Source organism: Heyndrickxia camelliae, assembly GCF_002844575.1.
Lineage (GTDB): Bacteria > Bacillota > Bacilli > Bacillales > Bacillaceae_C > Margalitia > Margalitia camelliae.
In genome coordinates this window covers 1-25,341 of record NZ_PIQO01000031.1, presented here as the reverse complement: position 1 = coordinate 25,341, position 25,341 = coordinate 1, and the positions used below count along the sequence as shown (strand labels likewise).

The window sequence follows — 25,341 nt, the reverse complement described above, 5'->3', positions numbered from 1 at the left end:
CCCTGCAAGAGTAGGACGTTGCCAGGCTTACTTTATAAAAAGTATATTAATTTATCGTCGCGGGGTGGAGCAGTCCGGTAGCTCGTCGGGCTCATAACCCGAAGGTCGCAGGTTCAAATCCTGCCCCCGCAATCAGAAAAAAAACGAAACTTTAGGTTTCGTTTTTTTATTTATTAAACGATTTTAAAAGCTATGGAGGACTTTACTCATGCTTCATATTAGGGATGCTGCTATAACAGACTTATCCGCAATGTTAGATATATACAATGAAGCAATACGAAATCTTACTGCAACATTTGATTTAGAAGAACAAACAATGGATCAACGTATGGAATGGTACGAGGAGCACAGCGGCAAATATCCATTTATTGTTGCTGAATTAGAAGGCAAAGTTGTAGGTTATAGTTGTTTAAGTAAATTTCGAGATAAAGAGGCCTACTCGTATTCAACAGAGCTTTCGATATATATATCATCAGAGTGCAGAGGGCAAGGCGTTGGGGGACAATTGATGCAAGAAATAGTAAGACTTGCGAGAAAAGATGGTTATCATAGTATTATTAGTGGGATAACCGGTGGAAATGAAGCAAGTGTGAAGCTTCATAAAAAATTTGGTTTTGAATTTATCGGTTGTTTTAAAGAAGTGGGTTATAAATTTGGTCAATGGCAAGATGTTCATTTTTATCAGCTTATGTTATAAAAGATAGTATTACTGTTGGGTCATACCCAACAGTTTTTATTTTGTTTTAGTATGATTTCATGGTAAAGTCCTTGTATACTTTGCTCAATTATCGGTATTGAGGTAAACTAGCAGTATAATTAATAGCATGGATTATATAACTAGGCGCTTGTAAAAATAGGTCTTTAATTATAACGTTATTTCTAATGAAACTACTTAAGAGGAGAATAATATGCAGGTTTATGAATGGATTTCTAAAGGACCAGAAGAAACATTTAGGTTCGCTGAAAAATTTGCATCATTACTGCAAGAAAATGACTTGATATTATTAGAGGGTGACTTAGGGGCAGGAAAAACTACCTTTACAAAAGGAATAGCTGCAGGTCTTGGAATAAAAAGAACAGTCAGTAGTCCAACTTTTACTCTTATTAAAGAATATCATGGGAGGCTTCCCTTGTACCACATGGATGTTTATAGGTTACAAGATTCTTATGAGGACCTCGGGTTCGATGAATATTTTGAAGGTGGAGGAGTTACCATTGTTGAATGGTCTAAGATGATCCAAGAGCAGCTCCCATCAGAGTATTTAGAGGTCACGATTACCCGTCAAGGTGATCAAATAAGAAAGTTTGAATTTAAACCAGAAGGTCATCGTTATGAGTCTTTGTGTAAGGAGTTATTTTAATGAAAATATTGGCAATTGATACATCGAACCAAGTACTTGGTATTGCTCTTTTAGAGGAAGGAAAGGTTATTGGTGAGTATATAACAAATTTGAAAAAAAATCATAGTATTAGAGTAATGCCAGCTATTGAGCATTTACTCCATGATTGTGGTACTATGCCAAAAGATTTAGAGAAAATTGTAGTGGCAAAGGGACCAGGTTCCTATACAGGGGTACGGATTGGTGTAACTATTGCGAAATCGATGGCATGGAGTTTAAATATCCCAATTGTCGGCGTTTCAAGCTTAGCATTAATGGCTGGGATTGGCCGTTATTTCGATGGTTATTTATCACCATTATTTGATGCTAGAAGAGGACAGTTATATACAGGCCTGTATAGATATCATAACAATAAACTGGAAACAGTGAAAAAAGACTGCAATATATTAGCAGCTAATTGGGCGGATGAATTGAAAGCCTTAAATAAACAAGTACTGTTTATTGGAAATGATGCTGTACTTCATCAAACTGTATTAAGAGATGTATTGGGAGATCTTGCTGTCTTTGCAGAAGTAACTGAAAATAATCCTCGTCCAAGTGAATTGGGCTTATTAGGAATGGAGCTTCCTGGTGAGGATATTCATACTTTCGTACCAAATTATATAAGGCTTGTAGAAGCTGAAGCAAAGTGGCTAGAGGCACAGAAAAACCAAGATGTTAGGAATTGAGAAGAACATGTCACATATTACATTTCGCAAGGCAAACTTGGATGATTTAGATGGGATTCTCAAGGTAGAATTAGAGTCATTCACACTTCCATGGTCACGGGAGGCTTTTTATAATGAATTTGTTAACAACCAATTTGCTCATTATTTTGTTTTAGAACATAATGGCGATATTATTGGCTATTGCGGGGTATGGATAGTCATCGACGAGGCTCATATCACGAATATTGCTATTTCTCCTGATTATCGCGGGTTAAAATTGGGGGAGAGCTTAATGAAAAAAATGATGGAGTATGCGAGGCTGCACCGAGCCTATTCAATGACCTTAGAAGTTCGTGTTACAAACAATATAGCACAATCATTGTACAGAAAGCTTGGCTTCCAAGACGGAGGCATAAGAAAAGGCTATTATACAGATAATCATGAAGATGCTTTAGTTATGTGGGTGAAATTATAATGGAAAAAGATCTTATCGTACTAGGAATTGAAACAAGTTGTGACGAAACAGCAGCATCAGTAATCAAAAACGGAACCATTATTCTATCGAATGTTGTCGCTTCTCAAATTGAAAGCCATAAACGATTTGGCGGGGTGGTGCCTGAACTCGCATCCAGGCACCATGTTGAACAAATAACAATTGTAATAGAGGAAGCATTAAAGGAAGCTGGGCTTACGTTATCGGAGATAGATGCTATTGCAGTAACCGAGGGACCCGGACTAGTTGGGGCCTTATTAGTTGGCGTGAATGCGGCGAAAGCAATTGCTTATACAAACAACATTCCACTGGTGAATGTTCACCATATTGCAGGTCATATTTATGCAAATAGACTAATTAAAGAAATGACTTTTCCATTAATATCACTTGTTGTGTCCGGTGGTCATACAGAATTAGTTTATATGAGGGAACATGGAGAGTTTACAGTAATAGGTGAAACAAGAGACGATGCTGCGGGGGAAGCCTATGACAAAGTTGCTAGAACATTGAATCTTCCTTATCCGGGAGGTCCTCATATTGACCGTCTTGCACATGAGGGTAAACCAACCATCGATTTGCCGCGAGCATGGTTGGAAGAAGATTCTTACGATTTTAGTTTTAGCGGCTTAAAATCAGCGGTTATAAATACCTTGCACAATGCCAATCAAAAGGGGATAACCATTGATTCAAAGGATTTAGCTGCAAGCTTTCAAGCGAGTGTTATTGATGTTCTTGTAACAAAAACAATACGTGCTGTAAAAGAATATAAAGTGAAACAGGTTCTATTATCTGGCGGGGTTGCAGCTAATAAGGGGCTACGTACAGCATTAGAAGAGGCATTTAATGAGATGCCGGATGTTGATTTAGTTATTCCTCCATTAAACCTATGTACAGATAATGCAGCCATGATTGCAGCAGCCGGCAGTGTATTATTTGAAAGGGGTAAGCGCAGCGATCTGTCTTTAAATGCAAATCCAGGATTAGATATAGAACATTTCTAATTATAAGGAGCATTCAGTGGAAAACAACTGGATGCTCTTTTTATGTGTGGAGAATAGTAACATTTATTATTTATATTATGTCTGTGGATAACAAAAATAATAAAATAATCCACAAGCATATGGGAATAAAGAAAAAGTAGTAATTTGTCGAACAAGTGTTGTTGTGCACATATTGTGGATAAAATGTGCATAACTTTATTAGAATGTGAATAAAATCAATATAAACTATATGTTTTCTTGTGTATAAAGTGGATAACTTTGTTGATAAATGTGTATAATGTGGAAAACCTAAGATATTGCTGAAAAGAATAGGCATTATACTGTGCATAAGTTTGTGGGAAAATATTTGTAAAAAAAATGAGGCTGGGACAAAACGCAGTGAAAATCAAAAAAACGCATGAAATCAAATTTAAAAATCTTGATTTCATGCGTTTTTGCTTTCGTAGATTTAACCAATTTCAATGATTTTTCTACTTATGTCCCAGCCTCATAATAGGAGCTCTGCTATTTCAGACCATTCTTCCATTAATTGATTCACTATTTCCTTCTTTTCTTCTATTTCCTCATGTAAACGTGCAAGACGTACATGGTCTTGATAAACCTCGGGATTACTTAATAAGGCTTCCTTTTCTTGAACTTCTATTTCTAATGCCTCTACAGTTTCTTCTATCTCTTGCAGGCGTCTTTTACGCTGTCTCTCTACTTTTTTTGCTTCTTTGTCTATTTGATAGGATTGCTTTGAAGAAGATTCAGGTAAGGCTTGTGTAAGCTTCATTTGTTCTTCAAGCTTTTGTAGCTCCTCTATCTCTTGCTGTTTTTCCACATAGTAATCATAGTCACCAAGAAATTCTTTTGTTCCCTGTTTGGAAAGCTCTATAACCTTCGTTGCGATTCTGTTGATAAAATAACGATCGTGTGAAACAAACAGGATGGTACCAGGATAATCGATTAAGGCATTTTCTAAAACTTCCTTACTATCAATGTCTAAGTGGTTTGTAGGTTCATCCAGTATGAGTAAATTTGCCTTAAGAAGCATAAGTTTTGAAAGGGCAAGACGAGCCTTCTCTCCACCGCTTAAGGTAGATACAATTTTGGTTACATCATCACCGGAAAATAGAAAATTTCCTAGTACGGTTCGAATTTCTTTTTCGCTTTTTAGAGGATATTCATCCCATAATTCTTGAAGAACCGTTTTATTGGAGGAAAGTTCAGCTTGCTCCTGGTCATAATATCCTATTGTTACATTGGAACCATATTCAATGTTTCCTTTAAACAATGGAAGCTTTTTAATAATTGACTTTAAAAGCGTAGACTTCCCAATTCCATTTGGGCCAACCAGAGCAATGCTATCGCCTTTCTTAATTGAAATTTCAATGTTCTTAGCGATCACTTGGTTATCGTAGCCGATTGCAGCATCACGAATATTCATAACATCATTTCCGCTTTGACGTTCAATGTCAAAGGAAAAATTGGCGGATTTTTCATCACCATTTGGGCGCTCCATTAAGGTCATTTTTTCTAGTTTCTTTCGACGGCTTTGCGCCCGTTTAGTTGTAGAGGCTCTTGCAAGATTACGCTGAATAAAGTCTTGCAGCTTTGCTACTTCCTCTTGCTGTTTTTCATATTGCCTCATCTCTTGTTCATATTGTTCGGCTTTTTTCACTAAATAATCACTATAATTTCCAGGGTACTTTTGAATTTTATGACGAGACATCTCGTAGACTTGGTTGACCACTTTATCTAGAAAATATCGGTCATGGGAAACAATTAGAATAGCACCCTCATATCCTTGCAAGTATTGTTCTAACCAGGATAATGTTTCAATATCCAAGTGGTTAGTAGGCTCGTCTAATATCAAGATATCAGGCTTTGTAAGTAAAAGCTTTGCAAGGGCAAGTCTTGTTTTTTGTCCTCCGCTTAATGTTTTAATCAGAGTATTGTAATCATAATTGCCAAATCGCAAGCCGTGCAGTACAGAGCGAATATCTGCTTCGTACTGGTAACCTCCTGAATCTTTGAAACGTATCTGAAGTTCATCGTACTCTTTAAGAATCTTTTGATACAACTCATTCTTTTCATATATTGATGGATCAGACATTTGTTGTTCCATTGAACGGAGTCTATCCTCCATATCTTTTAAATGGCGGAACACTGTAAGCATCTCATCCCAAATGGACAGTTCTGATTCTAATCCAGTATTTTGTGCCAAGTAACCAATAGATACATCTTTTGGTTTGATAATCTCACCTTCGTCATGAGACATCTGCCCCGATATGATTTTTAGTAAGGTGGATTTTCCAGCACCATTACGGCCAACTAGAGCAATTCGGTTTTTTGTTTGAATTTCTAATTTTATATTCGATAAAATAAGTTCAGCACCAAAATATTTTGATAGCTGTTGAACTTGTAATAATATCATGTTCATCACCTCAAGTTATTAATGTAAGTGTAACGTATATCAGCATATTTCGGCAATAATCGTGAACAGGATGGTAAACAAAGAGAATTAAATTTTCACCATTCCATATGAGACGATGACATGAACAACAAAAAAGTGTATGATGGAAAAAAGAGGTGGATGAATATTGTCAGGATTCACTCATTTTAATGAGCAAGGCAGGGCAAAAATGGTGGATGTAAGCGCTAAACCAGAAACCGTTCGTACAGCTATTGCAGAATCGAGTATAATTGTAAATGAACAGATATATGAATATATTAATGAGAATAAAATTAAAAAAGGCGACGTGTTAGCAGTTGCTCAAGTTGCTGGTATAATGGCAGCTAAAAAAACATGGGATATTATCCCTATGTGTCACCCGATACCTTTAAATGGTATTAATATTGAGTATTCTTGGGAAAAGAATGAAAATCAATATGTGCTTTGCATACGTACAACAGTGAAAACAAAGGGTAGCACTGGGGTAGAAATGGAGGCATTGACCGCAGCGGCCATGACGGCGTTAACAGTGTATGATATGTGCAAAGCTATAGATAAAGGAATGGTTATTGGCCCTACTTACTTAGTGGAAAAAACTGGTGGGGTTTCAAGTAAGGATTATAACAGGGCAGATTCGCATACTGGTAAGGAACATAATTGGGGGAAATCCAATGAATGAAGAAACGCTAAAAATACCTCAGGCAACAGCAAAAAGATTGCCTCTTTATTATCGTTTTATCCAAAATTTGCATAACGCAGGTAAGCAGAGAGTATCGTCTGCGGAACTAAGTGAAGCGGTCAAGGTAGATTCGGCAACAATTAGAAGGGATTTTTCCTATTTTGGCGCCCTTGGGAAAAAAGGGTATGGATATAATGTTAACTACTTACTAAGCTTTTTCCGGAAGACACTTGACCAAGACGAAGTTACAAAAGTTGCCTTAATCGGTGTTGGAAATTTAGGTACTGCATTTTTAAATTATAATTTTTTGAAAAATAATAACACTAAGATTGAAATAGCTTTTGATATAGATAAAAATAAAGTGGGGAAAAAAATAGGACAAGTACATATCTATGATTTATCGGAGCTGCAGAGTCGTTTAATAGAAGAGAATATCTCTATTGCTATTTTAACAGTACCTGCTGAGGTAGCCCAATCTATTACGGACTCCATCTTAGAGACGAGCATAAAGGGTATATTAAATTTTACTCCGGCTAGACTAAATGTACCGAGTTCTATTAGAGTGCATCATATCGATTTGGCTGTTGAACTACAAGCACTTGTGTATTTTTTAAAGCATTATCCAAATGACACGGAAAATTCACAGGACGAAACAAATTGATAATAAAAGAAATATTGATTTCTGCTATGATAACAATATAAGGAGGTGGGCACTGATGAGACCAGGGATTGGCAGTATCATACTTATTGTAATTGTTGCTTTATTAGTGTTTGGTCCGAAAAAGTTGCCTCAATTAGGAAAAGCTGTGGGGAGCACATTACGTGAATTTAAAAATGCCACAAAAGGTTTGGCAGAAGATGATGATGAATCAGTAAAAGATACAAACGTTAATATTGCAAAGGCTGAGACAGCTAAAGATACAAAAGTGGATATAACAAAAGAGGACGTTAAATAAGGCTTAGTTCAATTGCTACGCTTCTTTGAATGAAGTTTTCCCTTTTATTTAGTAAAGGAATTCTCCTATAATTATCCCTAGCTGCTTTGGGATTTTTCAGTCAGTAAAATAGCAAATCAGTATACATGTAGATGTTAGGATGAAATGAAAATGAGTCAAAAAGATATGACGATATTTGAACATATATCCGAGCTAAGAAAACGGCTGTTTGTTATAGTCGTTTTCTTTATCTTAGCTTGTATTATAAGTATGTTTATCTCGCAGCCGATTATACGGTATTTGCAAAATGCAGAGATAGCAAAAGATTTAACGATGAATGCTTTTCGTCTGACAGATCCTTTCAAAGTGTACTGGGAAGTTACCGTATCCCTAGCCATCATAATGATCCTGCCAGTCATTTTATATCAATTATGGGCATTTATCAGTCCTGGTTTATATGAAAAAGAACGCAAGATTACATTAAGCTATATACCAGTTACAATACTTTTATTTATTGGTGGACTTGCCTTTTCCTATTTCATCCTTTTCCCGCTTATTATCAATTTTATGCTGAAACTGTCAAATCAAATGGATATTCATGCGGTGATTGGGATAAATGAATATTTCCAGTTCCTATTTCAGATAACTCTTCCATTTGGATTCTTATTTGAATTGCCGGTAGTGGTTTTATTCTTAACGAGATTGGGAATTATTACTCCGATGTTTCTGGCAAAAATACGAAAATACGCATTCTTTGTTATTGTAGTAGTTTCTGCTTTTATTACACCGCCAGATGTCATGTCCCAAATTACAGTGGGAATACCGCTTGTTATTTTATATGAGATTAGTATTTGGATTTCCAAAATTGGCTATCGAAAGGTGCAAGCGGCAGAAGCACAGCTTGAATTAGAAAGCCAAAAGCAAATGGACTAACAAATAAGGTATTATTCTTTAAACGAAAAAAACCTTCCTCTATGGGAAGGTTTATTTATTGTTTCGGCTAGTAATTTTAAAATAAAGCAAGATTAATCGAATCCCTGCTCCAAAATCTAAAGTTGCTAATAATATGAGGATATAAGTAAATGGTCCCCATCCGCTAAGAGCAACTCTTTGCGTAGCCATGTATGTAAATAATACTCCTAATAGGCAATAAACAATGCCTGAAAAAATAGCTCTCATCCAAAAAATCCTCCAATAAAGCTCTGTACTTTGTCATAATTCTCCATGATCTTTTGTATATGTTCGCGATTTACAATTTGTACGATGACCACAATGGTATTCATCATTATGTGAGCAATAATGGAGACGATAATTCTCTTTGTTTTGTAATACAGAAACGCGAATGTAAAGCCCATAGCAGTATACAAAAGAAGGTGAACTGGCTCTAAATGAGCTAATCCAAAAATAATGGAACTGATAACAGCAGAAAAAAAGAAAGAAAAACGTCTATTTAATGTTCCAAAGATGATTTTTCGAAATACAATTTCTTCTAGAATCGGACCAATAATTGAACTTACAAAAACAACTAATGGAAACGTTTCAATCAATTGAATGATTCTTTGTGTATTTTCGGACTCCACTTTAACCCCAATCATCTGTTCAATGATGGCAGCAATATATTGTGCGAAGAACGCAAGGAAAATACCGCCTAGAGCCCAACCTAAAGATTTTCCTAAAGGAAGCGGGGTTGTCCTTTCATCCCTTCTATTATATTCTGCCTTTTTCAAAATCAAAAGAACGATGATTAGAGCGACAATGAAGCTTATGACAATCCAGTACGGAGATGCCAGCATTTTCATTTTATTATATGGAATATGAAAGGCCTTGATACCGATCATGAGAACAAGTGGCACACCAATCATTCCTGATAGCTGCATCACAATATAGGTAATTAATATATAGCCATATTCTTTTTTCAATGTAGTAAATTCCTTCCTAACCTATAATAGCATATGTTCATTCTACTATTGATACTGGTTGTATTCAACAAAATACCATTACATGGTATTATCTGTTTTTTCATCATTACTTAAATATATTTTATGAATGAAAGATGGGTAAATATGAATACAATGAATGGGATTGGATATGAATATTACAGTGCGCACTTTTACTTTATAAAAAAAATAATATACAATGCTTGCAAATTTGTATTTAATTATTTATTATAATAATTGTGTTAGCACTCTACGATGATGAGTGCTAATAATACAAAATAACTTACATATTAAAATTCAAGGAGGTCGTTTCACTTGTTAAAACCACTAGGTGATCGCGTCGTAATTGAGCTAGTAGAAACAGAGGAAAAAACTGCGAGCGGTATTGTATTACCTGACTCTGCAAAAGAAAAGCCACAAGAAGGCAAGGTTGTCGCTGTAGGTACTGGACGTGTTTTAGATAGCGGTGAGCGTGTTGCACTTGAGGTATCAGAAGGCGATCGTATCATCTTCTCAAAATATGCTGGTACAGAAGTGAAATACCAAGGTAATGAATATTTAATTCTTCGTGAAAGTGACATCTTAGCTGTTATTGGTTAATGAATGAACAACATACAGGATAGATTAAGCAACATTTTAAAAGAAGGCTGTTTTCGTATAAATTATCGGCTTTCGTAATTTGTATAAAATCTTTAATTAGACTAATTTTGGGCATCTTTTCTTAAAATAGAATCGATTTCTAACCCGAAATGAGAAATCTATAAGATTTCTTTTACAAAAGCGCAAAGTTTAAGAAAAGAGCCTTAAATGACGAGGAGGTTGTTTAGGATGGCAAAAGAAATTAAATTTAGTGAAGAAGCACGTCGTGCAATGCTTCGCGGTGTTGATAAATTAGCAGACGCTGTAAAAGTTACTTTAGGACCAAAAGGACGTAACGTAGTTCTTGAGAAAAAATTTGGGTCCCCACTTATCACAAATGATGGTGTAACTATTGCAAAAGAAATCGAATTAGAAGATGCGTTTGAAAACATGGGTGCAAAACTTGTATCTGAAGTTGCAAGCAAAACAAACGATGTTGCAGGTGACGGTACTACAACTGCAACTGTACTTGCTCAAGCAATGATTCGTGAAGGTTTGAAAAACGTAACTGCTGGTGCTAACCCAGTTGGTATCCGTAAAGGTATGGAAAAAGCAGTTCAAGTTGCTATTGAAGAACTTCATGCTATTTCAAAGCCAATCGAAGGAAAAGAGTCCATCGCTCAAGTTGCAGCTATTTCTGCTGCTGATGATGAAGTTGGCCGTTTAATTGCAGAAGCAATGGAACGCGTTGGTAACGATGGTGTTATTACAATCGAAGAATCAAAAGGATTCTCTACTGAGTTAGATGTAGTAGAAGGTATGCAGTTTGATCGTGGATATGCATCTCCTTACATGGTAACTGATTCAGATAAAATGGAAGCAGTTCTTGAAAATCCATATATCTTAATCACTGATAAAAAAATCTCCAACATTCAAGAAATTTTACCAGTACTTGAGCAAGTTGTTCAACAAGGTAAACCATTACTTCTAGTTGCAGAAGATGTTGAAGGTGAAGCACTTGCTACATTAGTAGTAAATAAACTACGCGGTACATTCAATGCAGTAGCTGTTAAAGCTCCTGGTTTTGGTGATCGTCGTAAAGCTATGTTAGAAGACATTGCTGTTCTAACTGGCGGTCAAGTAATTACGGAAGATCTTGGTCTTGACCTAAAAGGTGCAACAATCAATGATCTTGGTCGTGCTGCTAAAGTTGTTGTAACAAAAGAAAACACAACAATTGTAGAAGGTGCTGGAAACCCAGAAGCAATTTCTTCACGTGTAAATCAAATTCGTGTTCAATTAGATGAAACTACATCTGAATTTGACCGTGAAAAATTACAAGAACGCCTCGCTAAACTAGCTGGTGGAGTTGCCGTTATCAAAGTTGGTGCTGCAACGGAAACTGAATTGAAAGAACGCAAACTTCGCATTGAAGATGCTTTGAACTCAACTCGTGCAGCGGTTGAAGAAGGTCTTGTATCCGGTGGTGGTACAGCTCTTGTGAATGTATACAATAAAGTAGCTGAAATTTCTGCAGAAGGTGATGTTGCAACAGGTATTAACATCGTACTTCGTGCACTAGAAGAGCCAGTTCGTCAGATTGCTCACAATGCAGGCCTTGAAGGATCTGTTGTTGTAGATCGCTTGAAGAAAGAACAAATTGGCGTTGGCTTCAATGCAGCTACAGGTGAATGGGTAAATATGTTTGAATCAGGTATCGTGGACCCTACTAAAGTTACACGCTCTGCACTTCAAAACGCAGCATCTGTTGCAGCTATGTTATTAACTACTGAAGCAGTTGTTGCTGATAAACCAGAACCAGCTGGTGCTGCTGGTGCCGGAATGCCAGATATGGGTGGCATGGGCGGCATGGGAATGATGTAATCCCAAGCCACCGGCGCTTGAAAATCCCCTTGGACTATTTGTCTAAGGGGATTTTTTATTTTTGGTTATATAAAAAATGGAGTTGTTGTCGAAAATATCCGAATGGATCAAGAGAAATCCTGGAGTGGAAAATGGATAAATATACCTATAAATTGTAATAATTGTAATAGAGCAACCTATATTTTACCAAAATATGTATCTATTTATCTTATTTAAAATTACGAAAACCCTCCTTATGACCTATAAAAAAAATCCTAGTTTCGAGATTATTTTGGTGATAAAGTACCAGACAAAATTCGACATGGCCAAAGGTACATTTGACCTAGTTGTAATCAGATGGTAAATAGTAATTAATAGGAATATACTTCCACAAAATAATGTGGAGGTTAAACCTAGACTGGTTATCATTTTTTGATGATAAATTCGTCCTTTATGGGCTAAATCAAAAATTAAGGAGTGGAGAAGAATGTCAGGACAAATACGTATGACCCCGGAGGAACTGAAATCAAAAGCTGTACGCTATAAAAACAGTTCTGATCAAATTAATCACATTTTAAAAGATTTACAAAGCTTACAGAATGAACTTCGTGGTGAGTGGGAAGGTAAGGCATTCAATAGATTTGATGATCAGTTCGAACAGTTGAGACCAAAAGTAGTAAACTTTGCAGATTTGATGCAACAAATCCATGATCAATTAGTCGCTACAGCAAATGCAGTGGCTCGACAAGATGAGGAATTATCACAGAATTTCGGACTAAATTAGTCTTTCTCGATAACTATTAAATAAAGTCATTCGAAAAGAGATATTAATTTAGGTTTTGTTCCTGAGCGAAAGCCGCGCGACAATTGTTGTGTGGCTTTTGTACATCATGTAATTCTCTCCATATTTCAATACAAACATATCTATATTTTGCTAGAAATAATAAAAATTTATACATATTAACAGCTTGCAGGAGTTGGTTAAATGAAAAAGTTTGAACGAGGAATATTATGGTTTTTGGGGCTAGTGCTTGTTTTGTCAGCAGGTATTTCGTACCTGGGATTAAATCAGGCTACTAAAAATAAAAGCAGCAGTGATGATACCCAGAAGATGGCGGGTGCCTTGGTAAATGAGGATGAGGGGGCACAATTTAAGGGAAATAATTATCAATTTGGTAACCAATTTATTAAAAGTATTGAGCAGGATAATAATCATGATTGGTATGTGGTCAGCAGGGGTGTTGCCGAAAGTGGGCTAAAGAGAAATGTATATAATCTAATGATTGTGATCCCCAATGATTTTACCCAAAGGGCACTTGCATTAGACTCTAAAAATCCGGAACAGGTCACATTAAATTACAAAATTAATGCTTCCGGAAATAGTAACCTAAAAGCAGAAGCAGAGAAAACAGCAAGTTCCATTCTAGGGGATCTTAATCGCCGTATCATTGATGTTTACTTTGCAAGTGTTATCGGGAATTTACAGGATGCACAAGACAATATCAGTACACTTGTAAATAAGGAAACGGCCTATACAAGTGTTTATAATAATGCGGTTCATCGTCCACTAGAGAACTATACCTCTCAGTTCGGAGCAATCCAGGATAATACAAATATCTTAAAGGAAAGCTTTAAGGGTCTACAGGGACTATTAAAGGATTTTGAAACGGGATTAGGCGAAGGCGTAAAAATAAACGAATCCTATCAATCTAATTTCAGCAATTTTGCAAAAATTAGGCAAGCAAATGCACTTATATCAAATAATTTTTCAAAACAGCTAACTCATTTTGATGAAGACCTAAACAGCAGCGATGTGGTACAACAAACCAATAATCTGGTAGCGGTCAATGAAGCGATTAATAACTATTATCAAAATGAACTCAATGGCTCTCCAAATATGCTAACTTCATATGCAGCAATGCAGTCATTTTTAAAAACAACGTCAGACAAAGTTACTAGCATGAATACGGATATAGTCAACAGGCTTTCAGCAGATATGCAAAAGGCACTTGCTGAGAAGCTTAGGGCGGAACTTAAGACAGCAAATGGAACAGAAAAATTTGTTTATTTAAATGAGTTTTTCTCCAAGCCAAATGATAATGCTCTTAATAGTATTAAGAATCAAATAGATAAGTTGCCGTCCTTAAACCCGGTGGACATAGACCAAATAGGGCTTCAGCCAAGTACTGTTATTCAACTAAAAAATGTTATTGCAGTAACAAATCAGTTTGATAATGAATTTAATTATATCCCAAATGGTAATAAAAATAGTACACCGCTAGCAGATATAATCCGCCAATTAAAAGATGTATTGGCTGATACCGCAAATGGAGGAGTATACCTTGAGGATACTGTTATTATTCCTGAGGATAAAAAGGATGGTCAGGAATTTACGCTTACTATTCCAGATGATTTTACGGTACAGCAGGTGTTATTGACATTACCAAATGGTCAGCAAGGGGATTATACTGAATCACTCTATAACGATGGCAAAATTACATTGCCAAAGAATGAAAAAGGTCCATTTTCCGTAAAAGTAAAAGTGAATCTAAAAGACTCTGACCGTTCGATTGATGTATTCCAGCCATTAAATTGGAGCTGGCAACTTAAACAACTGGACGTTACCCATGTTGATACACCGGCACCGCCGCCTGAGGATCCAGGAGATGGGAGTACGCCACCGACAGACGGAAATCCAGGAGATGGGAGTACGCCACCGGCAGACGGAGGTCCAGGAGATGGGAGTACGCCACCGGCAGACGGAGGTCCAGGAGATGGGGGTACACCATCCGCAGACGAAAGTCCTGATGGGAGTACATCATCGGCACACGGAAGTTCAACAGATGGGGGGACATTATTGGCAAGCGAAAGTCCAGGAGATGGGAGTACACTACCGGCAGACGAAAATCCAGGAGACGGAGGTACACCACCGGCAGACGAAAATCCAGGAGAAGGGAGTACGCCACCGACAGACGGAAGTCCCAGTGATCCAAACACAGATCCTGTTAAACCTGTAGAGGTAGTCAATAATTTAATCTCTCATCAAGTCATGTCACCGCTTGGATCAGGCTTAAATGGGAAACTTGTTCAGGGGGTCAGCGATACGGTAACTGACTATCAAAAAATGCTGATGTTATATTCCTTATATTTTGGCCTGGATTTATCAAGTAATAACTTAACCACTATGCTAAGTCAAAAGAGTTTGAAAGATTTGGCGAGTATAGATTCACTCTATTACTTATTTAATAAACAGGATATAGTGGATATTTTAGCAAACTATATTGCTGACCAAACAGTAGAAGAAGTTCGTAAAGAGACACAAGACTTAAAAACAAAAGTAGATAACTACACTCAATTAGTTAATCAGGCATTACAAAACTCGGATCAGATGGCGCAAATGATTCAGCAGACAACATCTCAAGCTCTACAGCTGAATACCAGTCTGGGAGAAATGTTAAAGCAATTATCGTTATGGCGTGACGAAAGTCTCAAACTACAGGATTCACAATCAACCATTTTACAAAACGGAAATGATGAACAAACAGCAGTGATTGCATTAGACGATCAATTTAAATCATTGCTTATGGCTAGTCAATCACTCTCAACAGAGTCACTAAATAATATAAATACTGCAAATAAGGTTTACGATACATTTGATGCTATTGACCAGCAGGCAAGAGACATTCAAATTAGTGGAACCACGCTCGTAACGAAAGCAAATAATCTGTCAACCAATTTAACAGATAAGGTGACGAAGGATCAAAACTTTGCAAAGAATTTTGCGGGTGTATTAGCTAATAGCCGCATTGGAAAGAGACCAAATGAAAATCTCTTTAATTTTCTTTCTAACCCAGTACAGACAAAGAATAGCGGGTTGATAGTGGCAAAGGCAAGTGATGTATTTACGCCTTATTTCATCGTACTAATCTGTTTTATCATTACTTTATTTACATCATATGTTCTTTCAAATTATGAGCGAAAGCGACTGCAAAAGGATACTTTTGAACAAGAGAAATCTCTGTTATGGAGTAATCTTCCAATGACCATTATTACAACTGGTATAGCCATTGTAGAGGGATTAATGATTAGTATCATTTCGGGATATTTTCTGGAAATTGCACAGGAAAAGTATTTCCTATGGATAGGCCTTATTACCTTAGTAATGGTTGCGATGCTTTTAGTGGCCACTTATTTGTTAAGACAATTAAAGATGGCTGGTATGTTTATCTTACTCGTGATTATGAGCATTTATTTGTTCTTTACAGAAGCCCTTGGACTTCACTTTGATAAATTATCCCTTGCATATAAAATTCGAGAGTATTCCCCTCTTCAATATATTGAAAAATTAGTAGGTGGATTTGCAGATGGTGGAGCGGATAATCAAATGGTCATTTTTGTACTGTTTGGACTCATTCTAATCAGTCTTGTTGGACATTTGCTAGTTTTAAACGGTTATTCAAGGAGTGAGGTGGTCGAGGATGAAGAAATTAGTCAAGCTCTATAGTATGGCTGTAATTCTTATTATTGGATTACTCGCATTCCTTTCAATGCCCGCTTATGCTGCAAATGATCTGAACCACACGGGGGACTTACGTCTAAAGACAGATCGAATTAGTCAGAGCAAAGAGGAAAGACAGAAAATGGATTCTACAGATAATAAAGAAACCGAACTCGATAAAATCGCACCCGACTTGTTCAAGGAACAAACTCGGGATGCGATTCAATCGAAAAAAAAAGCGCTTGAGAACATCACAAAGACTGTAGAGGAGAAGCTTTTTGTTTCTCCTAATAATCATTATGTAACAATGAAGGATACCAAGAAAACCCTGTTTCCAATTAACTATAATGTCCAGACTGCCACAGATGTGAATCAAGATAATAATGAAACTCCTGAGGGGAGTAGTTCGATGGGAAAAAAAGCAATGGCTAGCCTTTTCGGATTGGTTCTTATCATCTGTGGAGGAATTTTTGCCATGATGAGGAAAATGCAGTAGTTAAAGGAGATGAGGTAATGCCTAGTGAAACGCATATTAACGTCACCATCGATTTTAGTAAATGGTCATATGATTGCTATGACCTAAGGATTCCTGTTCATCAGCCAATCAAACAATTACTGGCTAATTTGGTGGAAACTTTAAATCTTGACATAAGTGAAGCACAGCTTTTTGCAATCAAGGTGCCATCTAAGGAGCTACTCTTAACGGATGATGACCGCATAGCGGATTATGCGGTTGCGAATGGTGACATTTTAATTGTTTTATAGGGGAAGGGCTTAACTTAAAGCTGTACCTTTAAATTTCTTAATTTATGGTTTCTATGACACTTCTAGAAGTGTTTACGAGTAAAGGAGTCAAAAAAAACATGGACGAAAAAATCATACAAATAGAGTCAATGACATATAAGTTTTCGGTGGAACAGGATATGTGGCACTTGCAGCTTCCTAAATCCCAAACACGTGTAAGAGACGTGCGGCAATTAGCTCTCATATCTGAAGGAACAGAGTTTTTCGTACCAGCCTCCGTGAAAGATAGCGAGGACTTAATTACATTTTCATTCAAAATGGATGAAGGAAAGAGAAAGTGGAAGGACATTCAAAAGCTTGAACGCCATGATCAACTACGAATGCTTTGCAATATTGGAAAATTAAAAAATATCTTAGCATCACGTATTACCTTCTTTTTACACCCTGACAATTTAGTTTTCGATGAAAATCTAATGCCATCTTTAATATATCGTGGTATCCGTGACCTAGTTCCTCCCTTTGATATAGATGAAGCGAAGTTCTTGCATCAGTATAAATGTCTCATTATTGCTGTATTTTCCAAAAGCCACAGCTTCAATGATTTATATTTAGGCTCTTTAAATAATGCGAAAAATACTGAATTCGAAAGAAAAGTAAATGAGGCAGCTGACTTTGACACTTTACTTGACTTATTAAAGAAGAGTTATTTTAAAGAAAAAAAAGAAGTAGAAAAAAAGATGCAATTTGTACCGAAGAAACGCTTTCGCCTATATAAACAGTTAACCTTTGGTCTGATAGCTCTTTCTGTTATTCTAGCAATTCCGCTTGTGTATTTCGGGTTTGTGAAAATCCCCTTTCAGGGACACTTATTGCAAGCCCACCGTGATTTTCTGTCACAAGACTATAGTCAGGTAATTGTTGAATTGGATGGAGAAAAACCGGAGAACATTCCAGATACGGGTAAGTATGTGTTAGCGTACTCCTATATAAAATCTGAGAAGCTATCGGATGATCAAAAAGATGCCATATTAAAAAATGTCAGTATAAAAAGCGATCCCAATTATTTGTTGTATTGGATATATAATGGACGCGGTGATTTCGAAAGATCGGTTGATCTTGCCAAATACCTTGATGATCCCCAGTTAATTATGTACGGATTTATTAAACAAATAGAAAAGGTGAAGAATAATCCAGATTTAACAGGAACAGAGCGCGAAAATAAAGTACAAAAATACTTAGACCAATATAATTCTTATAAGGAAAAATACGGGTTAAAGTCATTAACAGAAACAGAAAACCCAGACTCCACTACAAATATTCAAGATGCAAGTCAATCTAATGAAACAGGAAACCAAGAATCAACAAATGCAAATACTAATGAAAACAATCAAAAAGATGCTGCTCAAGAAACAATAAAAAACCAGGATACTAACGGAAAAGCGGATAATCAGAAGAAAACAGACAATAAGAAGTAGTTTTGATATGCAGAGAAAGAGTACAAAGTAGATGTACTTGTTTATTGCTAAAGAGAGGAAGAGAAAGATGGCACAACGATTATTACTGCTAAGCTATGGTGACCAATTACATAAATGCCACTTAGCGACCGATGACTTGAAAAAGATTACGGTCGGAAATGACTGGTCTGATACCGTAACATTTCTCGATATAAATATTTCGTTATCCATCGAGTGGACGGGTGAGGAATGTAAAATTGGTGAGCAGTCGCTGCGGATGAATGAGCATGTAACAATAAAGGAGGGAAATCGTCCATTACACCTTTATTTAATCGATGATAGTAAATGGCATATGTATGATACATCAGGAAAATACAGTCTAACAATTGGTTCAAGGGAATATGATGATGTATTTGTAAAAAACACTTCCTCTGACCTTGTTTTAATCCGTGAAAAAATGGAGGATCCATTTAGACTAGAAGTGAACAATGGTCCGGTCTATCATAACTTCGTTTCTTCATCGGGTGCCTGTCTTCTTGAACCAGGTGATCAGCTTTTCATTGATGGAATTATGATTAAAATCGGGAAGGACGCTATCGAATTACTTGATTTTGGTAACCTGCAATCAGTAAATCTAGTTGAACTATACATAGAAAATGATGGATACGGAGCTGACTATCCTGATTATCATCGGTCTCCTCGTATTATTTACCGTGAACCAGAGGATAAGAAGAAGATTGCTAAGCCATCTACCAAGCCGGCTAAACCGAGCGAACAAATTGCACGCACGATTATTCCGCCACTAGTCATGATTGTCGGCATGGTCATCATGTCAATTTTTCACCCGAACGGATTTTATATTCTGATTATGTTGGCGATGACGGTAACGACAATCATATTTTCCGTCACATCCTATTTGAAAAATTTAAAGCAATATCGAATCGATACAAAAGAGCGAGAACAAAGCTATCGTGATTACTTAAAGCAAAAATCACATGAATTATATCAAGCAAGTGAAGAGCAGCGCCATGCATTACTTTATCACTATCCTTCTATAGAACAAATTCGTGAGATGGCACAAAAGATTGATCCCCGCATTTTTGAAAAAACAATATTTCATCATGACTTCCTTATGTATAGGGTTGGCTTAGGAAAGGTTAATTCAAGTTTCCAGATTGAACTGAGCATGGAGGAGTTTACACAAGTTAAAGATGAACTTGTCGATGCTGCACGAGACCTTCGTTCTATGTATCTTACATTGGATGATGTTCCTATTGTCACTTCTCTAACCAAGGGTCCTGTAGGGTATATTGGTCAGCGTCATTTGGTAGTCGAGCAACTACAGCTGTTAGTCATGCAAGCCAGTTTATTTCAAAGTTATCATGATGTACAATTTGTCACCATCTTCCCTATAGAGGAAAAAGAAAAATGGGAATGGATGCGCTGGCTCCCACATGCAAGCCTGAGGGACATAAATGTTCGGGGCTTTGTATATCATGAACGATCGCGTGATCAAGTCTTAAATTCCCTTTATCAAATATTAAAGCAACGTAAACACGCAGTAGAGGAACGCAGTAATAAAAGTGAAAAGCTTTATTTCTCTCCACACTATGTCATTTTAATAACCGATGAAAAAATGATATTAGATCATTCCGTAATGGAATATTTTAATGAAGACCCAAGTGAATTGGGTGTTTCAGTCATTTTTGTCCAAGATGTAATGCAGTCGCTCCCAGAACATGTAAAAACCGTTATTGATATTCGGGATGCTCAACATGGATATATTATCCTTGAGGAAGGAGAATTAGTTAATCGAGGATTTATTCCTGATCATTTTCCAGAAGGGTTTATAAAGGAAGATGTTTCACGAGCTTTGGCACCTTTAAATCATTTACAAAACTTGAAAAACTCTATTCCTGAAAGGGTCACCTTCCTAGAGTTATACGGGGTGGAAAAAGTAGAGGACCTTGGTATCCCGCAGCGTTGGAAGCAAAATGAAACGTATAAAAGTCTGGCGGTACCACTTGGTTTACGTGGAAAAGACGATATTGTCAATCTCAATCTTCATGAAAAGGCACATGGACCGCATGGCTTAGTAGCCGGTACCACGGGTTCAGGTAAGTCGGAAATTATTCAGTCCTATATCTTGTCCTTGGCGGTCAATTTCCATCCACATGAAGTCGCTTTTCTTTTGATCGATTATAAGGGTGGGGGAATGGCGAATCTATTTAAGAACCTTCCTCATTTATTAGGGGCGATTACGAACCTAGACGGTGCACAGTCAATGAGGGCGCTAGCCTCTATAAAAGCCGAATTGAGAAAACGCCAACGTGTATTTGGGGAGCATGATGTTAACCATATTAATCAATATCAGAAGCTATATAAATCGGGTGAGGTGAATGAACCGATGCCGCATTTGTTTTTAATATCGGATGAGTTTGCCGAATTGAAATCAGAACAGCCCGAGTTTATGAAGGAGCTAGTTTCCACAGCCCGAATTGGTCGTTCGCTTGGAATTCATCTCATTTTAGCCACGCAAAAGCCAAGTGGTGTCGTGGATGACCAAATCTGGTCGAATTCGAAATTTAAGCTTGCATTAAAGGTTCAAAATGCGAGCGATTCTACTGAAATCTTAAAAACACCGGACGCAGCAGAAATTACATTACCAGGCCGTGCCTATTTGCAGGTTGGAAATAATGAAATATATGAATTATTCCAAAGTGCTTGGAGTGGAGCCGATTATATTCCGGATAAAAATGACCAGGATTTGATGGACACAACTATTTACACCATAAATGATCTGGGTCAATATGACATCATCTCCGAGGATTTGAGCGGGCTTGGGAAAAAGAAGGATATTTCAAAGGTTCCAACTGAATTGGAAGCACTTGTGAATTATATACAATTCTATACAAAAGAAAACAAGATTGCGGAGCTGCCAAGACCATGGCTGCCACCGCTGGAAGAGCGTATTTTTCTTCAAGAATTGCATGAAGTCCATTATCAAGAATCATGGTTTAGCGAAAAGAAACCGTTAGAGGTGACAATTGGTTTATTAGATCTACCGGAAATGCAGGCACAGGATACGTTAAGGGTGAATCTTACAAAGGATGGACATATAGCCGTATATTCTAGCCCGGGTTATGGAAAATCAACCTTCCTACAAACGGTTGCAATGGGTGTAGCCAGAGAGCATAGTCCTGAACGAGTGCATATGTATTTGATTGATTTGGGAACAAATGGTTTATTGCCATTAAAGGATTTACCACATGTAGCAGATACCATCATGGTAGATGAGGAAATCAAACTAGGGAAGCTATTCCGACGTTTGGGAAACGAATTGAAAGACAAGAAGCAAAAGTTAAGTAGATATGGTGTGGCTAATATACAAATGTATGAGCAGGCGAGCGGAGAAGAAGTTCCTACTATTCTCTTAATCATCGATACAATGGACTCTATTGCTGACGCGAGCTACAAAGAGGATATGGAGAAAATAATGGCACAAATAGCAAGAGAGGGTGTCGGTGTTGGTATTCATTTAGTCATAAGTGCTAGCCGCCAAAATGCGTTAAGATCTTCCTTACTCACAAATATAAAACACCAAATATCCTTGTATATGATCGATGAGATGGAACCAAGAAACATTGTAGGAAGAACATCTCTAACTATTGAGGAAGTACCTGGAAGAGGTTTGATTAAATTAGAACAACCGACTGTTTTCCAAACAGCTCTGCCAGTGAAAGGGAACGATACATTAGAGATGATCAATGGCATTCAAGAGGAATCTAAAGCAATGCGAAGTGCATGGAAAGGGAAATTACCTTCTTCAATACCAATGGTTCCTGAGAAAGTTGAATTCTCCCAATTTATTAATAGACCTGAGACAAGACAGATATTAAACAGAGGCGGAATTCCATTTGCAGTCGACTATGAAGAAGTTGAACCGCTGGAATTGAGTGTTGTAAAAGACCTCAATACGTTAGTGCTTGGTGATGTTATAGAAACAATCGAACAAACCTATTTAACCATCTTAGCGGGTATTTCATTTAACGAACATATTGATGTCGCTATGATCGATAACGCCTCTTCTTCATTCAGAGAATATAAGGAAAATGTGAATATCTATGCGGATAACTCAGCTTCTATGGATATTTTAATAGAAACACTCCATCAATTATTTGAGACAAGAGAGGATGCGTTAAGACATACCCAAAGTGGAGCTAATGAAATTCGACCAATGATTGTATTGATTACAGATGCATCATTTGTGATAGAAGAAATGTCCATGTCAGCTCAATCAACTTTAGCCAAATTAATAGATACAGGGTATAGAGTCAGCATACATTTTGTCATTGGTGCTCTGCACAGTGCCATTGATAGACAATATGATGATATTGCCATGAGTGTGAAGAAGCAAAAAACGGGAGTATTGATTGGTAGAATTACGGATCAGAACATTTTGGATGTCACCAACCGACCATATAAAGAGAAAATCTTAGGTCGCTATGAAGCTTACTACATTAAACAAGGTAAAGCTGAAAAAATTAAGATTGTCGCTCCAACTTATATTCGAGAGGAAGTGAACGAGAATGTCATTGTTTGATTGGTTTAAAACCGGTTCCGAAATAAAAAGGGATGAGTATCATAAGCTTTATGAAAAACTAAGTGATGCCATTAATGAACACGATCGGAAGGTATCGGACGCAGAATCTGCCTATCACTCTTATATCAGTACGATTCCTAATCTTTCAAACACGAAAATTCCGTCTAATGACTTTGATACAAAGAGGGAGGAATTGGATGATAAACTAATTCGATATTTTGATGCTGATAAAGATAAACGGTCTGCACTGGTTTCTGCTAAAAACAAGGCATATGAAAGATATATTTATTATAAAAACCTGGTGATTAAGGAAGAGGCTGAAAGAAAAGCGAAAGAAGAAAAGGAACTAAAAGAGAGAATGGAGCGATTAAATGGGAAACGTTAGGATTTATGGCGATAAGCTACATGAGGCGCAAGCTGCAGCGAAAGCGTTAGAAGAGTCTTTGGAAAAAGCCTACGATACCTGTGAACAATTGATTTCCTACGTAAACTCAGCCAAATGGAGCGGAAAAGCAAGGGATACCTTTTTATCTTATTTGGAAATTATTCGTCCGTATCATAAAGATATAAACAAAGCAGTATCTAAACAGACGAAGGCTTTAAATCATTTAGATCGAAATATTGGTGACTTCAGCCAAGATTCTTCGGTACGGGAAGTGAGGAATCTATAATGAAAAAATCAACAGATACCTTTACAGTCCCTGAGCTTTATTTGTTAGCTGCCGCCTTTGGCGGTAATGTTCTGTTTGGGTTACCTGAGAAACAAATTTATCAGCTGCGTGGTGAGGAAGTATTTAAAGAAGCACACGAGCGGTTAATAGAAAAGGAAATTATTACAGCAGATGGGAAGATCACAAAAGGCGGAGCTATGGTTATAAAGGCTGTCGAGTACTACCATCAAAGCGAAAAATATGTCCGTATTAATAATTTGATGTTTGCCTTTCGTGAACAAGATAACGATGAGGTCATTGTTTTGGTTGAGCTGGAGGAACAACATCATTATCAATTACGTGTCATGTCAAAAGCATTAATCCTAACAGTGCTGAGAGAAAAGTTTCCTCTGATTTCAAGAGAGCCTGCTGATAAGGAAAAGACATTCTTGAAAGAAGAACTTTCCAATCAGGAAAGAAGAGAGACAGAGATTTACGAGCCGGAAGATATGTTTATGAATCTTGAATTCTTTCATTTAAAGGAAGAACCAAGAAACGAACTTAACTCAAATTATTATCAGCAATGGCTGATTTTTACGAAAGACGAAAAGCTCATGATGGTCGATACCATCCATAAGAAGTACTACCATGCTAGTCAATATTGGTTTTTAAAACTACTCTTTGATGAGATGGATTTCCCTTATAAGGAGGAGAAGTCATATGCTTAGGGAATTAGCAGGTGATGGCGGCTCAGGCGTACTAATTAGTATGGATCCTGATGAACTAACAACCATCATACAATACTTGAAAAAAATTTCGGAAGAACTACAGCAAAACGCTGTCCCGAATATTGAAAAGTTTGGAAACCTTGAGTATTATACAGCCGGAAAAGCGAAGAAAGCGATGGAGGTTTATCCTAAAGCAAACGAAAAGATTCTGGATCTAGTAGAAAATTATGAACGGGCAAGTAGCTTGGTTTACGATATTCTAATTAAGATGATACAAACAGACCAGACGATAGCGGAACAAATCATCGCAAAATTGGGGGTGTAACCCCTTGGATGTCAAATACGTCCCTTCTGACTGGGAAAAGATGAGAGACGGCATCGGTGATTTAATTGGTCTTGGCCGTTGGGGCAAAGGCATGATCGATGACCTAAAGGATTTGAGTGATAATTTAGAGGATGCAGAGTCCGATATCGCGAAATATGACAGTGATGGAGTGATTTCCTTTCATCACACAAGTCAAAAGAGTAAATACCAAGGATTGTATGAAGACTTTGAAGTGCTCCATTCCTTTACGGGAAAAGTCGGGGACATCGTCGATCGCCGAATCGACCACCCCTTCTATGAAGAAATCGATGCATTTGTAGAGACGATGAGAGATGCAACTATCTCCAAATACACCACGAAAAACCGAA

At 37.1% G+C, this 25,341-nt stretch carries 24 protein-coding genes, 1 tRNA gene and 1 pseudogene; 23 read left to right on the top strand and 3 right to left on the bottom strand.

The genetic code is table 11. The features are described 5' to 3' along the window. The first annotated feature begins 58 nt into the window (after positions 1-58). The 6 genes from CWO92_RS23195 to tsaD all read left to right on the top strand — a co-directional run bounded on the left by CWO92_RS23195 (position 59) and on the right by tsaD (position 3,541). Positions 59-132: transfer RNA gene (locus tag CWO92_RS23195), tRNA-Met, on the top strand. A 76-nt stretch (positions 133-208) separates the two neighbouring features. Continuing rightward, a complete protein-coding gene (locus CWO92_RS23190) occupies positions 209-697 on the top strand; it encodes a GNAT family N-acetyltransferase (RefSeq protein ID WP_101356567.1) in 489 nt (162 codons plus the stop codon). Between the two features lie 211 nt (positions 698-908). Next, positions 909-1,361 carry a tRNA (adenosine(37)-N6)-threonylcarbamoyltransferase complex ATPase subunit type 1 TsaE gene (gene tsaE / locus CWO92_RS23185; protein WP_101356566.1) on the top strand — a complete coding sequence of 151 codons (453 nt, stop codon included), beginning with the start codon at positions 909-911 and terminating at the stop codon, positions 1,359-1,361. After that, positions 1,361-2,068 carry a tRNA (adenosine(37)-N6)-threonylcarbamoyltransferase complex dimerization subunit type 1 TsaB gene (gene tsaB / locus CWO92_RS23180; protein WP_101356565.1) on the top strand — a complete coding sequence of 236 codons (708 nt, stop codon included), beginning with the start codon at positions 1,361-1,363 and terminating at the stop codon, positions 2,066-2,068. The genes tsaE and tsaB overlap by 1 nt, the downstream gene beginning before the upstream one ends. A gap of 7 nt (positions 2,069-2,075) precedes the next feature. Beyond that, positions 2,076-2,522 carry a ribosomal protein S18-alanine N-acetyltransferase gene (gene rimI / locus CWO92_RS23175; protein ID WP_101356568.1) on the top strand — a complete coding sequence of 149 codons (447 nt, stop codon included), beginning with the start codon at positions 2,076-2,078 and terminating at the stop codon, positions 2,520-2,522. Then, a complete protein-coding gene (gene tsaD / locus CWO92_RS23170; protein WP_101356564.1) occupies positions 2,522-3,541 on the top strand; it encodes a tRNA (adenosine(37)-N6)-threonylcarbamoyltransferase complex transferase subunit TsaD in 1,020 nt (339 codons plus the stop codon). Before rimI ends, tsaD begins: the two co-directional genes overlap by 1 nt. Before the next feature lie 487 nt (positions 3,542-4,028). Here the strand turns inward: tsaD and CWO92_RS23165 are convergent, their stop codons facing one another. Next, positions 4,029-5,960 (bottom strand): ABC-F family ATP-binding cassette domain-containing protein, encoded by a 1,932-nt coding sequence (locus CWO92_RS23165; protein ID WP_101356563.1) that lies wholly within the window; start codon positions 5,958-5,960, stop codon positions 4,029-4,031. A gap of 166 nt (positions 5,961-6,126) precedes the next feature. Here CWO92_RS23165 and moaC point away from each other — a divergent pair, with 166 nt between their 5' ends. The 4 genes from moaC (at position 6,127) to tatC (ending at position 8,525) form a co-directional block, all read left to right on the top strand. Further along, on the top strand, positions 6,127-6,657 hold the full coding sequence (moaC, locus tag CWO92_RS23160) for a cyclic pyranopterin monophosphate synthase MoaC (protein ID WP_101356562.1): 531 nt from the start codon (positions 6,127-6,129) through the stop codon (positions 6,655-6,657). Then, positions 6,650-7,318, top strand: a complete 669-nt coding sequence (locus CWO92_RS23155; protein ID WP_101356561.1) for a redox-sensing transcriptional repressor Rex — start codon at positions 6,650-6,652, stop codon at positions 7,316-7,318. Before moaC ends, CWO92_RS23155 begins: the two co-directional genes overlap by 8 nt. A 55-nt stretch (positions 7,319-7,373) precedes the next feature. After that, positions 7,374-7,613, top strand: coding sequence for a twin-arginine translocase TatA/TatE family subunit (locus tag CWO92_RS23150; RefSeq protein ID WP_101356560.1), 240 nt, complete (start codon positions 7,374-7,376; stop codon positions 7,611-7,613). A 150-nt stretch (positions 7,614-7,763) separates the two neighbouring features. Beyond that, the gene (tatC, locus tag CWO92_RS23145; protein WP_101356559.1) at positions 7,764-8,525 is read left to right on the top strand and encodes a twin-arginine translocase subunit TatC; all 762 of its coding nucleotides are present in this window, start codon (positions 7,764-7,766) and stop codon (positions 8,523-8,525) included. 51 nt (positions 8,526-8,576) lie between these two features. On the opposite strand, the gene CWO92_RS23140 is transcribed toward tatC, so the two are convergent. Both CWO92_RS23140 and CWO92_RS23135 read right to left on the bottom strand, forming a co-directional pair. Continuing rightward, positions 8,577-8,771, bottom strand: coding sequence for a YdiK family protein (locus tag CWO92_RS23140; RefSeq protein WP_101356558.1), 195 nt, complete (start codon positions 8,769-8,771; stop codon positions 8,577-8,579). Beyond that, complete coding sequence (locus CWO92_RS23135) at positions 8,768-9,511, bottom strand: CPBP family intramembrane glutamic endopeptidase (RefSeq protein WP_101356557.1); 744 nt, start codon at positions 9,509-9,511, stop codon at positions 8,768-8,770. Before CWO92_RS23135 ends, CWO92_RS23140 begins: the two co-directional genes overlap by 4 nt. Before the next feature lie 333 nt (positions 9,512-9,844). Between CWO92_RS23135 and groES the strand changes: the two genes are divergently transcribed. The 13 genes and pseudogenes from groES to CWO92_RS23070 form a co-directional block, all read left to right on the top strand. After that, positions 9,845-10,129: a co-chaperone GroES gene (gene groES, locus CWO92_RS23130; RefSeq protein ID WP_055741323.1), complete on the top strand. Its 285-nt coding sequence runs from the start codon at positions 9,845-9,847 to the stop codon at positions 10,127-10,129. A 228-nt stretch (positions 10,130-10,357) separates the two neighbouring features. After that, positions 10,358-11,992, top strand: coding sequence for a chaperonin GroEL (gene groL / locus CWO92_RS23125; RefSeq protein WP_101356556.1), 1,635 nt, complete (start codon positions 10,358-10,360; stop codon positions 11,990-11,992). A gap of 466 nt (positions 11,993-12,458) precedes the next feature. Further along, on the top strand, positions 12,459-12,755 hold the full coding sequence (locus tag CWO92_RS23120; RefSeq protein WP_101356555.1) for a WXG100 family type VII secretion target: 297 nt from the start codon (positions 12,459-12,461) through the stop codon (positions 12,753-12,755). Between the two features lie 201 nt (positions 12,756-12,956). After that, complete coding sequence (gene esaA / locus CWO92_RS26410) at positions 12,957-16,475, top strand: type VII secretion protein EsaA (RefSeq protein WP_101356554.1); 3,519 nt, start codon at positions 12,957-12,959, stop codon at positions 16,473-16,475. Beyond that, entirely contained in the window at positions 16,450-16,965 is a 516-nt protein-coding gene (gene essA, locus CWO92_RS23110) for a type VII secretion protein EssA (protein WP_101356553.1), read from the top strand. The genes esaA and essA overlap by 26 nt, the downstream gene beginning before the upstream one ends. A gap of 17 nt (positions 16,966-16,982) precedes the next feature. Then, a complete protein-coding gene (locus tag CWO92_RS23105) occupies positions 16,983-17,234 on the top strand; it encodes an EsaB/YukD family protein (RefSeq protein WP_101356552.1) in 252 nt (83 codons plus the stop codon). Positions 17,235-17,332: 98 nt separating this feature from the next. Then, positions 17,333-18,688, top strand: coding sequence for a type VII secretion protein EssB (gene essB / locus CWO92_RS23100; RefSeq protein WP_101356551.1), 1,356 nt, complete (start codon positions 17,333-17,335; stop codon positions 18,686-18,688). A gap of 67 nt (positions 18,689-18,755) precedes the next feature. Then, positions 18,756-23,270: a type VII secretion protein EssC gene (gene essC / locus CWO92_RS23095; RefSeq protein ID WP_101356550.1), complete on the top strand. Its 4,515-nt coding sequence runs from the start codon at positions 18,756-18,758 to the stop codon at positions 23,268-23,270. After that, a complete protein-coding gene (locus tag CWO92_RS23090) occupies positions 23,257-23,655 on the top strand; it encodes a chorismate synthase (protein WP_101356549.1) in 399 nt (132 codons plus the stop codon). The genes essC and CWO92_RS23090 overlap by 14 nt, the downstream gene beginning before the upstream one ends. Further along, on the top strand, positions 23,642-23,941 hold the full coding sequence (locus tag CWO92_RS23085; RefSeq protein WP_101356548.1) for a WXG100 family type VII secretion target: 300 nt from the start codon (positions 23,642-23,644) through the stop codon (positions 23,939-23,941). The genes CWO92_RS23090 and CWO92_RS23085 overlap by 14 nt, the downstream gene beginning before the upstream one ends. Beyond that, positions 23,941-24,648 carry a DUF5081 family protein gene (locus CWO92_RS23080; protein WP_101356547.1) on the top strand — a complete coding sequence of 236 codons (708 nt, stop codon included), beginning with the start codon at positions 23,941-23,943 and terminating at the stop codon, positions 24,646-24,648. Before CWO92_RS23085 ends, CWO92_RS23080 begins: the two co-directional genes overlap by 1 nt. Further along, on the top strand, positions 24,641-24,973 hold the full coding sequence (locus tag CWO92_RS23075; protein ID WP_101356546.1) for a hypothetical protein: 333 nt from the start codon (positions 24,641-24,643) through the stop codon (positions 24,971-24,973). The genes CWO92_RS23080 and CWO92_RS23075 overlap by 8 nt, the downstream gene beginning before the upstream one ends. 4 nt (positions 24,974-24,977) lie before the next feature. After that, a pseudogene (locus tag CWO92_RS23070) lies at positions 24,978-25,341 on the top strand (glycohydrolase toxin TNT-related protein); the annotation flags it as partial.